The sequence below is a fragment of the Streptomyces sp. NPDC101237 genome (genome assembly GCF_044767465.1).
In the GTDB taxonomy this organism is placed as follows: domain Bacteria; phylum Actinomycetota; class Actinomycetes; order Streptomycetales; family Streptomycetaceae; genus Streptomyces; species Streptomyces gramineus.
This window is the reverse complement of the sequence record NZ_JBIWNY010000001.1, coordinates 61,709-75,523: the sequence shown is the minus strand read 5'-3', so window position 1 is coordinate 75,523 and position 13,815 is coordinate 61,709. Positions and strand designations below refer to the sequence as shown.

Here is a 13,815-nt window from a genome sequence, read left to right as displayed (position 1 = left end):
ATGACGCCCTACGCCCGCCGCGGTGTGCACGGCCAGACCGTGGAGGCCCTGGCGCGCCGCATCCTGGGCGGCGAGATCCCGGAAGGGGCCACCCTCGACCTGGTGGCGCTGCAGAGCGAACTCGACGTCAGCCTCACCGCCCTGCGCGAGTCCCTCAAGGTGCTCGCCGCCAAGGGCATGGTCGACGCCCGCCAGAAACGCGGCACCTTCGTGCGCGCCCGCGCGGACTGGAACCTGCTCGACGCCGACGTGCTGCGCTGGCGGTTCGAGGGAGCCGGCGCCGAGGGCACCGACCGGTCGCTGCTGCACAATCTCGCCGAGGTCCGGGCGATCATCGAACCGGCCGCCGTACGGCTCGCCGCCACGCGCCGCACCGACGCCGACCTCACGGCCCTGGAAGCGGCCCTGGACGCCATGGGACGGCACGACGACGCCGACCCGGGACACGCGGTCGACGCCGACCTCGCCTTCCACCGCGCCCTGCTCGCCGCCACCCACAACGAACTGCTCGAACGCATGGAGATGGTCATCGAGTCCGGGCTCGCCCACCGCGACCGCCTCGTGCACAGCTCCCCGCACAGCGAATCGCCCGTCCCCGCCCACCGCGCCGTCCTCGACGCCGTCCGCGACGGCGACCCCGAGGCGGCCGAACGCGCCATGCGTGCCCTGCTCGACCAGGCGGGCCGCGACCTGGCCCGGCTCGACGGCACCGACGACGACCCGAAAGGCACCGGCGGCCAGTGAAGATCGAACGAATAGAGACCTTCCTCGTCCCGCCCCGCTGGCTGTTCTGCCGCGTCGAGACCGACGACGGTGTGGTCGGCTGGGGCGAGCCCGTCGTCGAGGGCCGCGCCGAGGTGGTGCGCGCCGCCGTCGACGTCCTCGCCGAATACCTGGTGGGCCAGGACCCGTTGCGCATCCAGGACCACTGGCAGGTGCTCACCAAGGGCGGCTTCTACCGCGGCGGCCCGGTCCTGTCCAGCGCCGTCGCCGGACTCGACCAGGCGCTCTGGGACATCGCCGGCAAGACGTACGGCGCGCCCGTGCACGCCCTGCTCGGCGGCCCGGTCCGCGACCGGGTCCGGGTCTACGCCTGGGTCGGCGGCGACGAACCCGCCGAACTCACCGAGCAGGTCACCGCCCAGGTGGAGGCCGGCTTCACCGCGGTGAAGATGAACGCCGCCGGAGCCACCTCGCCCCTCCCCACGGCGTCGGAGACCGCGGCCGTGGTGGCCAGGGTGGCGGCCGCCCGGGACGCCCTCGGTCCCGACCGGGACGTCGCCGTCGACTTCCACGGCCGCTTCACCGCCGCCGGCGCCCGCCGCGTCCTCGCCGAACTCGCCCCCCTGCACCCGCTGTTCGTCGAGGAACCCGTCGTCCCCGAGCAGGGCCACCTGCTCCCCGGCCTGGTCGCCGCCAGCCCGATACCGCTGGCCACCGGCGAACGCCTGTACTCGCGGGCGGAGTTCCTGCCCGTCCTGGCCGCCGGCATCGCGGTCGCCCAGCCGGACCTGTCCCACGCCGGCGGCATCTCCGAGGTGCACCGCATCGCCTCGCTCGCGGAGACCTACGGCGCCCAGCTCGCCCCGCACTGCCCGCTCGGGCCGATCGCGCTGGCGGCCAGTCTGCAAGTCGCCTTCGCCACACCGAACTTCCTGATCCAGGAGCAGAGCCGCGGCATCCACTACAACAAGGCGGCCGATCTGCTGTCCTACCTGGTCGACACCGAACCCTTCCGGTTCGTCGACGGGCACGCGCGGCGCGGTGACGCCCCCGGGCTCGGCATCACCGTCGACGAGGCGGCCGTGCGCGCCGCCGACCGGTCCGGCCACCAGTGGCGCAACCCGGTGTGGCGGCACTCCGACGGCTCCTTCGCGGAGTGGTGATGGAGGTCCTGACCGACCCCGGCCACGGCGGACGCTGGACCTCGCTGCGGCACGGCGGCCGCGAATGGCTGTGGCGGCGTGAGGGCACCGGCCGCGACCGGGTGGCACCGGGCGACGCGTTCGTGGACGCGGGCGGCCTGGAGGAGTGCGTGCCCACCGTGCGCGGCACACCCGACCACGGGGACGCCTGGTCGCGGGCCTGGACCCGGGACGGGGACACCGAGCGCGTCCGCTGCGCACGCTTCACGCTGACGCGGAAGCTGAGCGCCACGGCCGACGCCGTACGGGCCGACTACGTGCTGACGGCCGAGCCCGGCTTCCGCTTCCTGTGGGCCGCGCACGCCCTGCTGGACCTCTCCGAGGAGGCCGTCGTCACCGTCCGGGAGGCGGCGCCCGCCCGGCTGTTCCCGGAGGCGGCCCACCTGGTGGACCGGCCCTGGCCGGACGGCGCCCGCTGGCTGGAGGGCGCCTGGCCGGCGCCGCTCGGACTGCGCCTGGACCGGTTCGGGCCGCACGACGGCACGGCGGCCGGGGCCGTGGTGGCGGCCGGCCGGTGCTGCGTGCACGACGGCGGGGACCGGCTCGCCTTCGCCGTCGAGGCCGACGGACAGCCGGTCTCCGTCGCCCTGTGGCGCAACCTCGGCGGCTTCCCGGCGGACCGGCCCTACCGCAGTACGGGCGTGGAGCCCATGCTCGGCCGGGTCTTCGACCTCGCCGACGCGGGCCCGGACGACGCGGCCCGCGTCGGCGCCACGGGCGAGGTCCGCTGGCGGCTCACCGTGACCGCCGCCTGCCCTTGCCCCTGAAACGCCCCCCGTCGTCCCGCACCCCCAAGGAGCCTGGCCGTGGATCTGCGTGCCGCCCTCACCTCCCGCCGACTGCTCGCCATCGTGCGCGGCTCCGACCCGGACGCCGCCCTGCGCACCGTGCTGGCCCTGGCCGAGGAGGGCATCGAACTGATCGAGGTGTCCCTCAGCGGCACGGACGCGCTGACCGTCCTCTCGCGGGCCGCCGGGGAACTGGGATCCGGCCGCCCGCTGGGCGCCGGGACCGTCCTGACCGCCGCGGACGCGCGGGCCGCGCACCAGGCGGGCGCCGGCTTCGCGGTCACCCCCGGCCTGGGCGCCGGCGTCGACACCGCACTGGATCTCGGCATGCCGGTCCTGGCCGGTGTGCTGACTCCCACGGACGTCATCGCGGCCCAGGCCCGGGGCGCGGCCGCGCTGAAGCTGTTCCCGGCCGCCGAGGCCGGGGGAGCGGCCTATCTGAAGGCGCTGCGCGGCCCGTTCCCGGACGCGGTGCTGGTCCCGGTCGGCGGTGTCGACGTCGACGCCGCCCGCGCCTACCTGGCCGCCGGCGCGACCGCCGTGGGCGGCGGCTCGCCCCTGGTCGGCGACGCGGCCGACGGCGGCGACATCGCCGCCCTGCGGGAGCGGGCACGGGCGTTCCTGGCCGCCGTGGCGGAGGACCGACCGGCATGACGGCCCCCTGGAGGCCCGCCCCGGGACGGGTCGTCTGCGCCGGCGAGACCATGGCGGCCCTGGCCCCCGACCCGCCCCGGCCGCTCGCCGGCGCCGACGCGCTGCGGCTGTCCGTCGCGGGCGCGGAGTCCAACGTGGCCATGTACCTGGCCGCTCACGGCGTCCCCGCCGTCTGGCTCTCGGCCGTCGGCGACGACCCCTTCGGGCACCGGGTCCGCGCGGCCGTCGCCGCCGCCGGGGTGGACGTCGGGCACGTCCTCGTCGACCCGCGGCGGCCCACCGGCCTCCTGGTCAAGGACCCCGGTCCCGCCGGGACCCGCGTCCACTACTACCGCGCGGGCTCGGCGGCCTCGGCGCTGCACCCCGGCCTGCTGGACGGCGAACCGCTGGGTTCCGCCGCCCTCCTGCACCTCACCGGCATCACGCCCGCGCTCTCCCCGTCCTGCCGCGACCTGGTGACCCGTGCGCTCGACAGGCCGGCCGGCGAACGGCCGTACGCCGTCAGCTTCGACGTCAACCACCGTGCCGCCCTGTGGCCGGACGGCACCGCGCCCGGCGTCCTGCGCGACCTCGCCGACCGCGCCGACATCGTGCTCGTGGGCCTGGACGAGGCACAGCACCTGTGGGGCGCCGACCTGACCGTCGACGGCGTGCGGGACCTGCTGCCGGGTCCGCGGATCCTCGTCGTCAAGGACGGTGGCCGGGCCGCCACGGCCGTCACCGCGGACGGCGCGTGCACGGTGCCGGCGCTGCGCACGACGGTGGTGGAACCGGTCGGCGCGGGCGACGCGTTCGCGGCGGGCTTCCTGGCCGGACTGCTCCGCGGCGGCTCGACCGCCCGCGCCCTGCGGCTCGGTCACGTCACCGCGGTCTCCGCGCTCAAGGTGACGGGCGACCAGGGTCCGCTGCCGGACCCGGCGCGGACCGAACGGCTCCTCGGCCTCGACGACGCGGACTGGGAGCAGTACGAGGACGCGGACCTCCCCGGCGTCGACCGCGTGTTCGGACAGTAGCGGCCGTCCGGAAAACACGTGGACTCGGTGACCCTCGTCACGGCACACTTCCCTTTCCTGACCTGCCGATTCCCGGCCGACGCGGACCATGCGCCGGCCGACTCGGCATGCCGTACGACGACTACACAGGGTTGAACATGACATCCTCGGTCGATTTACCGGCGAGCGGACCGCGACAAGGTGCCGTCCTGCTCGCACTGCGTTACTACGGACGGGAACTGGCGCGGCTCAAGAGGTACACGCTGCCCGGCATGCTGCTGCCGGCCCTCGGCAACATCGGAATCAACTACGTGGCGCCGCTGGCCGTCGCCAAACTGGTCGGCCGGATCTCCGGCGGCCACCGTCTGAGCCTGGCCGCGGCCCTGCCGTACGTGCTCGGCTTCGGCGGTGCGCTGCTGCTGGCGGAGACCCTCTGGCGGATCGGGCTGCACTGCCTGAACCGCGTGGACGCGCTCGGCATCGAGCAGTTGTACGTCACCGGCATGGACGAACTGTTCGCCAAGGACTCCGCGTTCTTCCACGACAACTTCGCGGGATCGCTGACCAAGCGGGTGCTGAGCTTCGCCACCCGCTTCGAGGAGTTCGCCGACACGCTCACCTTCAACATCGTGGGCAGCTTCGTGCCCCTGCTGTTCGGGTCGGTGGTGCTGTGGCGCTACGAACCGCTCCTGGTGGTCGGGCTGCTGACGATGATCGCGGTCACCGCGGTGTGCGTGGTGCCGCTGATCCGGCGGCGGCAGCGGCTGGTCGCCCAGCGAGAGGAGGCCATCGCACGGGTGTCCGGCCATGTCGCCGACAGCCTGATGAACATCGACACGGTCCGGGCGTTCGCCGCCGAGCGCCGGGAGGCCGCCGAACACCGGTCGCGGGTCGCCGAGTCCAGGCGGCGCACACTGCGCTCCTGGGACTACGGCAACCTGCGCATCGACACGTTCGTCGCGCCGATGTCCGTGGCGACGAACGCGCTGGGCCTGCTGCTCGCGGTCGGACTGGCGGGCGGCGGGCAGAGCGTGGAGGCGGTGGTGGTCGCCTTCACCTACTACACCAACGCGACCCGGATCATGTTCGAGTTCAACCAGATCTACCGGCGCATGGAGAGCTCCATGACGGAGGCCGCCCAGTTCACCGAGCTGCTCCTGGACCCGCCGACGGTCCTGGACCCGGTGGCCCCGGAACCGCTCGCGCCGCGGGGCGCCGACGTCCGCTTCGAGCGGGTGTCCTTCACTCACGCGGGTGCCAAACCGCTGTTCGAAGGGCTTGAGCTGGACGTGCCCAGCGGCTCGAAGTTCGGGTTCGTCGGCCGGTCGGGCGGCGGCAAGACCACGCTGACCCGGCTGCTGCTGCGCATGACCGACGTCGACGGCGGCCGGATCACCATCGGCGGCCAGGACATCAGCCGGCTGCGCCAGGCCGACCTGCGCAGCCAGATCGCCTACGTGCCGCAGGACCCGGCGATGTTCCACCGGACCCTGCGGGAGAACATCGCGTTCGCCCGGCCCGGCGCGGATGAGGCCGAGATCCGGCTGGCCGCCGAGGCGGCCCACGTCACGGAGTTCGCCGACGCGCTGCCGGACGGCTTCGACACGATGGTCGGGGAGCGCGGCGTCAAGCTCTCCGGCGGCCAGCGCCAGCGGGTCGCCCTCGCCCGGGCCATCCTGCGGGACGCCCCGATCCTGCTCCTGGACGAGGCGACCAGCGCGCTGGACTCCGAGAGCGAGATCCTCGTCCAGGAGGCGCTGTGGCGGCTCATGGAGGGCCGTACGGCCCTGGTGGTGGCGCACCGGCTGAGCACGGTCGCCTCCATGGACCGGCTGGTGGTCCTGGACCGGGGCCGGATCGTCGAGCAGGGCACGCACCACGAACTGCTCACCGCCGAGGGCGCCTACGCCAAGCTGTGGCAGCACCAGTCGGGCGGCTTCCTCGACGAGGACCCGGCACGGGCCGAGGTGCACTAGGACCGGCCCGGCGGACCGGCTCCGCGGGCGGGTGGTAGACAGGGGATCATGAACGATCCGAACGCTTCCGCCCGCCCGGCGGGCCCGCGATGACCGCCGGGGCCGACACCCCCGACCGCCGGGGCCGCACCGGACTCGACCGCACGGGCCTCGACCTGACCGGCAACCCGCGCGTACGGGTCCGGGAGGTGAAGCTGCTCTCCAGCCACTGGTACGTCGAGCGGGCCACCACCTTCGACTACCGGCACGCCGACGGCACCTGGCACACGGAGGAACGCGAGACCCACGACCGCGGCGACGGCGCCACCCTGCTCCTCTACGACACCGAGCACGAGACCGTCCTGTTCACCCGCCAGTTCCGCTTCCCGGCGTACGTCAACGGCCACCCCGACGGCATGCTGATCGAGACCCCGGCGGGCCTGCTGGACGCCGAGGACGAGCACCCGGAGCACGCGGTCCGCCGCGAGGTCGTCGAGGAGACCGGGCACACCGTCGGGGACGTCGAGCACGTCTTCGACGTCTACATGAGCCCCGGTTCGGTGACCGAGCGGATCTCGTTCTACGCGGCCGCCTACACGCCGGCGACCCGCACGCACGAGGGCGGCGGCCTGGACGAGGAGGGCGAGGACATCGAGATCCTCGAACTCCCCTTCCGCCGCGCCCTGGAGATGATCCGCACCGGCGAGATCGCCGACGCGAAGACCATCATGCTCCTGCAATGGGCGGCCCTGCACGGCCCGTTCGCAGCCAACTGACGCTCACCCCAGCGCCCCGTACGGGGCGCTGGGGGTATTGCCGACGCGGCGCTAGGCGGACGCCCGCCGCTCCCGCACCACCGCGATCTCACCCGGGGCCACGACCACCGCCCCGTCCACCGCCTTCCCGGACAGCAGCTCCACCGACCCCGCCGCCACCGGCACTTCGGCCCCCGCCCCGGCATGGTCGATCACGAACACGTAGTCCGCGTCCGCGCCGCGCCGTACGACGACCTCCACGCCCTCCGGCGCGGTGCGGCCCGCGGCCACGCCCGCCTCCTCGCGGATCCGGCCGAGCAGCCCCGCGAGGGTCTCCGGGTCCGGCAGCGTGGCCAGGTACCAGGCGCTGCCCGCGCCGTGGGCGTGCCGCGTCACCGCGGGCACACCGGCCAGCGGCCCGTCGGCGAAGGACGTGACCACCTCGGCGCCCGCCGGCCGCACCCGCTCCGACCACAGCGAGCCCGTGCCGCCCTCGCTCAACGCCACGCGCTCACCGGGCAGGAGCGGGAACAGCTCGTCCGTGCGGACGCCCAGCACCTCACGGAACGCGCCCGGGTAACCGCCCAGCCGCACATGGCTGTTCTCGTCGACCATGCCGCTGTGGAAGCCGACGGCCAGGGTGCCGCCGGCCTCGGCGAAGGCGGTGAGGTTGGCCGCGCCCGCGTCGTCGACCAGGTACAGGCTCGGGGCCAGGACCGCCTTGTACGCCGACAGGTCCGCGTCGGGGCGGACGAAGTCCACGGCCACCCCGGCCCGCCACAGCGGCTCGTACCAGGCGCGGACCAGGTCCTGGTAGCGCAGCTCGCCGCTCGGCTGGGACGGGAACTCCAGCGCCCAGCGGGCGTCCCAGTCCCAGACGACGGCCACCTCGGCCGTGCCGGTGGCGCCGCGCACCTCCGCCAGCGCCCGCAGGTCCGCGCCCAGCCGGACCACGTCCCGCCAGATCCGGCTGTCGGTCCCGGCGTGCGGCAGCATCGCGGAGTGCCACTGCTCGGCACCGGCCTTCGCCGCCCGCCACTGGAAGTAGCAGATGCCGTCCGCGCCGTGCGCCACGTGGGCGAGCGCGTTGCGGCGCAACTCACCGGGTGTCTTGGCGCGGTTGACGGGCTGCCAGTTCACGGCGCCCGTCGAGTGCTCCATCAGCAGCCACGGGCCGCCCGCCAGCGACCGCATCACGTCGCCGCTGAGCGCGACGTCGATCTGCGACTCGGGGTCGGCGGACATCAGGTAGTGGTCGTTGGCCACCACGTCCAGCTCCGGTGCCCAGCGCCAGTAGTCGAGGGCGTCGAAGTTGTGCATCACCATGAAGTTGGTGGTGGCCGGGGTCGCGGGAGCCGCCGCCCGGAGCACGTCGCGCTCCGCCGTGTACAGCGACAGCAGTTCGTCCGAGCAGAACCGGCGCCAGTCCAGCTGGTGCGTCGGGTTCGGCACGGCGCCGGTGGCGCGGGGCGGCAGGATCTCGTCCCAGGCGTAGTACCACTGGCTCCAGAACGTGGTGCCCCAGGCGTGGTTGAGGGCGGCCAGGTCGTCGCCGTACCGGGCCCGCAGCCAGCGCCGGAAGGACTCGGCGCTGGTGTCGCAGTAGCAGGCCGCGTTGTGGCAGCCGTACTCGTTGTGGACGTGCCACATCCGCACCGCCGGGTGGTCCGCGTACCGCCGGGCGATCGCGTCCGTGATCCCGAGCGCGGCCGCCCGGTAGGCCGGGCTGCTCGGGCAGAACGTCTGGCGGCTGCCGTACGACAGCGTGCGGCCGTCGCGGTCCACCGGGAGTGCCTCGGGGTGGGCGCGGAAGAACCAGGCGGGCGGGGCGGCCGTCGGCGTGGCGAGGTCGACGGCGATGCCGTTCTCGTGGAGCAGGCCGAGGATCCGGTCGGTCCGCGAGAAGTCGTGAACGCCCTCCGACGGCTCCAGCAGCGCCCACGAGAAGATGCCGACGCTCACCATGTTCACGCCCGCCTCGCGCATCAGGCGGACGTCCTCGTCCCACACCTCCTCGGGCCACTGCTCGGGGTTGTAGTCGCCGCCGTAGACGATGCCGGGGACGGAGAGGGTGCGGTCGTTCATCGGGTGGCTCCGGTGGCTGCGGTGAGAAGGCGGCGGGTGAGGTCCACGCCCCACGGGTCGAGGGAGAGCAGCCGGTCGCTGGAGGCGACCAGGCCGCCGACGGCCTCCACGTGGGCGGCCCAGCGGGCGCGCGTCTCCACGGCGGGGCGGGCCATCAGGCAGTCGGGGTCGTTGACCCAGAGCCGGCCGTGCTGCCACTGGCGGCCGGTTCCGGTGAACTCGGCCGGATCCTGGCCCGGCTGGCTGTAGTCGTCGGTCTCGGGGCGGCGGCGCGGTGCGGTGTCGGGGCTGACCCGCATCGCGTCGAACAGGCCGATGGAGGGCAGCATCGGCGCGCCGCAGCCCAGCAGGTAGGCGTCGGCGCCGACGGCGTCCCGGATCAGGGCGATGCCCGTCCGGTACGCGGTGATCGGGTCGGCCCCCGAGTGCCGTACGCCGTCCATCGCGCCCGCGTAGAGGAAGTCGGTCTTGAAGTAGTCGTAGCCCTCGGCGCGCAGCGTGGCATAGACCTCGGTGAGGTAGGCCGCGGCGGCCGGGTGGGTGGTGTCCAGGACGTACAGGTCGTGGCCCCGGTTGCGGCCCGCGTGCAGCGGGCTGCCGCCGGGGTCGCGCACCAGCCAGTCCGGGTACGTCTCGGCGAGCGCGCTCGCCGGGTCGACCAGGAAGGGCGCCGTCCAGATGCCCGCCCGGCGGCCGCGGCCGCGGACGGCGTCCGCGATGCCCCGCCGTGAGCGGAAGCGGCCGGAGACGTTCAGCCAGTCGCCCAGCGCGCTCTGGTGGCCGTCGTCGATCTGCACCACGTCGATGGGCAGGTCGAGGGTGTCCATCGCCCGCAGGTTCTCGTGGATGTCGTCCTCGGTGACGGCCGTGGAGTACTCGTGCCAGGAGCACCAGACGGTGGGGGCGGGCCGGGGCGCCGGCAGGGCCAGGGCGCGGGCCCACTCGCCCAGCACGGACTGGATGTCCGCGCCGGTCCACTCCTTGACCGGGCCGTCGGCCTCGACCTCGGCGACCCCGCGCGCCGTGGTCAGCCGGACCGACGGCAGCTCGTGCGGCGGGTTCGCCGCCGCCCACAGCCGGGCCGGTGAGCCGTCACCCGGGTCGAGCGCCAGCAGGCCCTCGCCCTGGTAGGTCCTGGCGGGCACGGTCCGGCCGGGCCGGTAGCACACGGTCGCCCAGTTCGCGTTCGCCGGACGGTACGGGGCCACGCCGAGCCGGTAGGAGCCGCTCGGCGACCAGGACTGCCAGCCCTCCTCGTGGACGCGCGCGGACCAGGTGTCCACGGGCACCGAGGCGACCGGGGTGAACGGGTTGTGCACGGGGTTCTCTTTCGGAGGGGGCCGTCTCAGCCCTTGGCGGAGCCCAGGGTGAGACCGCTGACGAACTGCTTCTGCAGCGCGAAGTACACGACGAGCGTCGGGATCGCGGTGAGCAGGGAGCCCGCGGCGACCAGGTTCGGGTCGGTGAAGTACTGGCCCGAGAGGTTGTTCAGCGCCGAGGTGATCGGCATGTTCTCACCGGTCGAGATCAGCACCAGCGCCCAGAAGAAGTCGTTGTAGATCCAGATCGACAACAGGGTCGCCAGGGCCGCCATCGCCGGCCGGCACAGCGGCAGCGTGATCTGCCAGTACAGGCGCCACACGGACGCGCCGTCCACCAGCGCGGCCTCGGTCAGTTCGTGCGGCAGCGAGCGCATGTAGTTGCTGAGCACGAACGCGCAGAACCCGGACTGGAAGGCCACGTGGATGAGGACCAGGCCGAGCGCCGAGTCGTACAGTTTGCCGCTCTGCGTGATCCCCGGCAGGTTCGTCAGCAGGTACATCCGGTACAGCGGCGTGATGATGACCTGCTGCGGCAGCAGGTTGCCCGCCGTGAACACCAGCAGCAGCGCCAGGTTGAGCCGGAAGTCGAAGCGGCTGACGTAGAAGGCGACCATCGACGACAGGAACAGCGTGAGCAGCACGGCCGGGACCGCGATGATCAGCGTGTTCATGAAGTAGTGGGTCATGTCCGACTGCGTGAACGCGTTCGTGAAGTTGTCGAAGTTCAGCGTGTGCGGCCAGGACACGTAACCGCGGTCGCTGGTCTCGCTGTAGGGGCGCAGCGCGGAGAAGACCGCCCACAGCAGCGGGGCGAGCCAGGCGAGCGCGGTGACGGCGAGGAAGACGTGCAGCAGGACGCGGGCCGGACGGATCGGGGTGCGCTGTTTGCCCAGCGCGCTCACGGTGCTCATGCGCGCCGCTCCTTCCGGAAGGTCGCGATCAGGTACGGGATGATCACGATCAGGGAGATGACCAGCAGGACCACCGCGATCGCCGAGCCGTAACCGATGCGGCTGGACTCGCCGATGATGTTGTTGGTCACCAGGATGGAGAGCAACTCGGTGCCCTGGGCGCCCTTGTTGAAGACGAAGACCAGGTCGAAGGCGCGCAGCGCCTCGATGATGGTGACGACCAGGACGACCGTGTTGGTGGGCCGCAGGGTCGGGAAGATGACGTTCTTGAAGGTCTGCCACTCGTTGGCGCCGTCGAGGGCGGAGGCCTCGCGCAGCGACGGGTCGACGCTCTTGAGACCGGCCAGGTAGAGGATCATCATGTAGCCGGCGTGCCGCCAGGAGGCGGCGATCAGGACCGCCCACAGGTTCAGCTTCGGGTCGCCGATCCAGTCGATGTAGTGGCCCGGCTTGTTGGCCCCGATGATGCTGTTGATCAGGCCGGTGTCCGGGTTGTAGATCAGCTGCCAGACGAAGCCGATGCATGCCATGGAGATGACGACCGGCAGGAAGAACGCCGTCTGGTAGATCCGGGTGAACCGGATCCGCTTGTCCAGCTGCACGGCCAGGAACAGGCCGAACGGCGTGGGTATCAGGATCAGTACGACGAACCAGATGATGTTGTGCTGGACCGCGGGCCAGAACTGCGGGTTGTCGCTGAAGAGCTGGTGGAAGTTGTCGAGGCCGACCCACTTGATGGAGTCGAAGCCGATGCCGTCCCAGGTGGTGAAGGCCAGCAGGATCGAGGCCAGGGCGGTCACCCAGACCAGGAGGACGTGGAGGACCGTCGGCACGCCGGCCATGAAGGCCAGCGTGACGCGGTCGCGGCGGGTCAGCAGGCGCTTGTGCCCCTGCCGGACCCGCTTCTTCTCGGACGCGCGCCCAGGAGGCGGCACGGCGGCCGCCTCCTGGGACTTCGTGGTGAGGTCAGTGGTCATTCAGCCGCTCACTCGGAGGCGAAGATGGTCTTCTTCTGGCGCTCGATCGACGAGAGCAGGCTGTCGACGCCCTTCGGGTTCTGCAGGAACTTCTGCAGGCCGGGCTGCATCACCGTCGAGGTGAAGTCCGGGCGGGAGTCGCGGTCCATGAACTGGGTGAGGCTCTTGGCGTTGCTGATCATGTCGTACGCCTTCTTCTGCAGGGCGGAGTACGACGAAGTGTCCGCCTTGGAGGAGGCGGCGACCACACTGGAGTCGGCCTTCAGGTAGATCTGCTCGGCGTCCGGGGTGCCCAGGTACTCCATGAGCTTGAAGGCGCCGGACTTGTTCTTCGGGGCCTTGCTGACCATGTAGCCGTCGGTGGGCGCCTCGACGGTGTCCTGGCCGTACGCGGAGTTGATCTCCGGGAAGGCGAAGAAGTCGAGGTCGTCCAGGTCGGCCTTGTTGGTGAACTGCTGGGCCACGAAGGAGCCGAGGAGGTACATGCCGGCCTTCTTGGAGACCAGGCTCTGCGCGGCGTCCTGCCAGGTGCGGCCCATGAAGCCGTCCTGGTGGTAGGGGAGGATCTCGGCCCAGTGGTCGAAGACGGCCTTGACCTTCGGGTCGGTCCACTCGGCCTTGCCGCCCATCAGGTCGACGTGGAAGTCGTAGCCGTTGATGCGGAAGTTGAGCTGGTCGAAGGTGCCCATCGCCGGCCAGGCGTCCTTGTCGCCGAACGCGATCGGGACCAGACCGTCCTTCTTCATCTGCTTGCACAGCGCGATGAAGTCGTCCCAGGTGGTGGGGACCTTGTAGCCCTTCTCCTGGAAGAGGCTCTTGCGGTAGAAGATGGCCCAGGGGTAGGTGTCCAGCGGCACGAAGTAGTACTTGCCGTCCTCGCCCTTGCTGAGCTTCTTCATCGCGTCGGGGAAGCCGTCGCCGATCTTGTCCCAGACCTCGTCGATCGGGGTCGCCAGACCCTTCTTCGCGAAGAACTGCATCCGGTACCCGGCGAACCAGTTGAAGACGTCGTCCGGCGTGCCCTGCAGGTAGGAGTTGATCTGCTCCTGGAAGGTGTTGTGGTCCTTCGTGTTGACGTCGACGGTGATGCCCGACTGCTTCTTGAAGGTCGCGTACATCTCCGCGTAGGCCTTCTTCGGCACGGCGTCCGAGCCGTTGGAGCCCAGGGTGACGGTCTTCGGGTCGGAGGAGGACCCGCTGCCGCCGCAGGCGGAGAGCAGGGGTATGCCGCCCGCGAGAAGGGCGGCGGAACCGGCCCCACGCAGGACGTTACGGCGGCTCGGACCCGGCAGGTGAAGACCGGACGGGGAGATGCGCATGGCGGCTCCTGAGTAACAGGGTTCGGCAAGGGGAGAGTTGATCTTCGAAAGGTCCCGAAACCGATCAGAAACCAACTCGGCCGAACATCGTGGGCGCCATAACAGCCGCTTGTCCGCTCATGCGTCAATAGC

General features: G+C 72.1%; 12 protein-coding genes. 7 read left to right on the top strand and 5 right to left on the bottom strand.

Annotation, left to right across the window (positions count from 1 at the left end):
* The 7 genes from ACIRQ9_RS00330 (at position 1) to ACIRQ9_RS00300 (ending at position 7,090) form a co-directional block, all read left to right on the top strand.
* A complete protein-coding gene (locus ACIRQ9_RS00330) occupies positions 1 to 744 on the top strand; it encodes a FadR/GntR family transcriptional regulator (protein ID WP_404165573.1) in 744 nt (247 codons plus the stop codon).
* On the top strand, positions 741 to 1,886 hold the full coding sequence (dgoD, locus tag ACIRQ9_RS00325; RefSeq protein WP_404165571.1) for a galactonate dehydratase: 1,146 nt from the start codon (positions 741 to 743) through the stop codon (positions 1,884 to 1,886). Before ACIRQ9_RS00330 ends, dgoD begins: the two co-directional genes overlap by 4 nt.
* Positions 1,886 to 2,692, top strand: coding sequence for a hypothetical protein (locus tag ACIRQ9_RS00320; protein WP_404165569.1), 807 nt, complete (start codon positions 1,886 to 1,888; stop codon positions 2,690 to 2,692). The genes dgoD and ACIRQ9_RS00320 overlap by 1 nt, the downstream gene beginning before the upstream one ends.
* A 39-nt stretch (positions 2,693 to 2,731) precedes the next feature.
* Complete coding sequence (locus ACIRQ9_RS00315) at positions 2,732 to 3,367, top strand: bifunctional 4-hydroxy-2-oxoglutarate aldolase/2-dehydro-3-deoxy-phosphogluconate aldolase (RefSeq protein WP_404165567.1); 636 nt, start codon at positions 2,732 to 2,734, stop codon at positions 3,365 to 3,367.
* Positions 3,364 to 4,380 (top strand): sugar kinase, encoded by a 1,017-nt coding sequence (locus ACIRQ9_RS00310; protein ID WP_404165565.1) that lies wholly within the window; start codon positions 3,364 to 3,366, stop codon positions 4,378 to 4,380. Before ACIRQ9_RS00315 ends, ACIRQ9_RS00310 begins: the two co-directional genes overlap by 4 nt.
* A 137-nt stretch (positions 4,381 to 4,517) precedes the next feature.
* Positions 4,518 to 6,335: an ABC transporter ATP-binding protein gene (locus ACIRQ9_RS00305; RefSeq protein WP_404165563.1), complete on the top strand. Its 1,818-nt coding sequence runs from the start codon at positions 4,518 to 4,520 to the stop codon at positions 6,333 to 6,335.
* Between the two features lie 89 nt (positions 6,336 to 6,424).
* Positions 6,425 to 7,090: an NUDIX domain-containing protein gene (locus ACIRQ9_RS00300; RefSeq protein WP_404165561.1), complete on the top strand. Its 666-nt coding sequence runs from the start codon at positions 6,425 to 6,427 to the stop codon at positions 7,088 to 7,090.
* A gap of 51 nt (positions 7,091 to 7,141) precedes the next feature.
* Here ACIRQ9_RS00300 and ACIRQ9_RS00295 read toward each other — a convergent pair whose 3' ends face one another.
* Genes ACIRQ9_RS00295 through ACIRQ9_RS00275 form a run of 5 tightly spaced genes read right to left on the bottom strand, consistent with a single transcriptional unit; the run spans position 7,142 to position 13,683 of the window.
* On the bottom strand, positions 7,142 to 9,154 hold the full coding sequence (locus ACIRQ9_RS00295; RefSeq protein ID WP_404165559.1) for a beta-galactosidase: 2,013 nt from the start codon (positions 9,152 to 9,154) through the stop codon (positions 7,142 to 7,144).
* Positions 9,151 to 10,473 (bottom strand): glycoside hydrolase family 36 protein, encoded by a 1,323-nt coding sequence (locus tag ACIRQ9_RS00290; RefSeq protein ID WP_404165557.1) that lies wholly within the window; start codon positions 10,471 to 10,473, stop codon positions 9,151 to 9,153. The genes ACIRQ9_RS00295 and ACIRQ9_RS00290 overlap by 4 nt, the downstream gene beginning before the upstream one ends.
* Before the next feature lie 26 nt (positions 10,474 to 10,499).
* On the bottom strand, positions 10,500 to 11,387 hold the full coding sequence (locus ACIRQ9_RS00285; protein ID WP_351314385.1) for a carbohydrate ABC transporter permease: 888 nt from the start codon (positions 11,385 to 11,387) through the stop codon (positions 10,500 to 10,502).
* Positions 11,384 to 12,364 carry a carbohydrate ABC transporter permease gene (locus ACIRQ9_RS00280; protein WP_404165555.1) on the bottom strand — a complete coding sequence of 327 codons (981 nt, stop codon included), beginning with the start codon at positions 12,362 to 12,364 and terminating at the stop codon, positions 11,384 to 11,386. Before ACIRQ9_RS00280 ends, ACIRQ9_RS00285 begins: the two co-directional genes overlap by 4 nt.
* A gap of 8 nt (positions 12,365 to 12,372) precedes the next feature.
* A complete protein-coding gene (locus ACIRQ9_RS00275) occupies positions 12,373 to 13,683 on the bottom strand; it encodes an ABC transporter substrate-binding protein (RefSeq protein ID WP_404165553.1) in 1,311 nt (436 codons plus the stop codon).
* Positions 13,684 to 13,815: the final 132 nt, after the last annotated feature.

Bases quoted from the DNA above. Each gene is read 5' to 3' on its own strand.
- ACIRQ9_RS00330 (WP_404165573.1), top strand. From the start codon at position 1: ATGACGCCCTACGCCCGCCGCGGTGTGCACGGCCAGACCGTGGAGGCC.
- ACIRQ9_RS00320 (WP_404165569.1), top strand. From the start codon at position 1,886: ATGGAGGTCCTGACCGACCCCGGCCACGGCGGACGCTGGACCTCGCTG.
- ACIRQ9_RS00310 (WP_404165565.1), top strand. From the start codon at position 3,364: ATGACGGCCCCCTGGAGGCCCGCCCCGGGACGGGTCGTCTGCGCCGGC.
- ACIRQ9_RS00305 (WP_404165563.1), top strand. From the start codon at position 4,518: ATGACATCCTCGGTCGATTTACCGGCGAGCGGACCGCGACAAGGTGCC.
- ACIRQ9_RS00300 (WP_404165561.1), top strand. From the start codon at position 6,425: ATGACCGCCGGGGCCGACACCCCCGACCGCCGGGGCCGCACCGGACTC.
- ACIRQ9_RS00295 (WP_404165559.1), bottom strand. From the start codon at position 9,154: ATGAACGACCGCACCCTCTCCGTCCCCGGCATCGTCTACGGCGGCGAC.
- ACIRQ9_RS00285 (WP_351314385.1), bottom strand. From the start codon at position 11,387: ATGAGCACCGTGAGCGCGCTGGGCAAACAGCGCACCCCGATCCGTCCG.
- ACIRQ9_RS00280 (WP_404165555.1), bottom strand. From the start codon at position 12,364: ATGACCACTGACCTCACCACGAAGTCCCAGGAGGCGGCCGCCGTGCCG.
- ACIRQ9_RS00275 (WP_404165553.1), bottom strand. From the start codon at position 13,683: ATGCGCATCTCCCCGTCCGGTCTTCACCTGCCGGGTCCGAGCCGCCGT.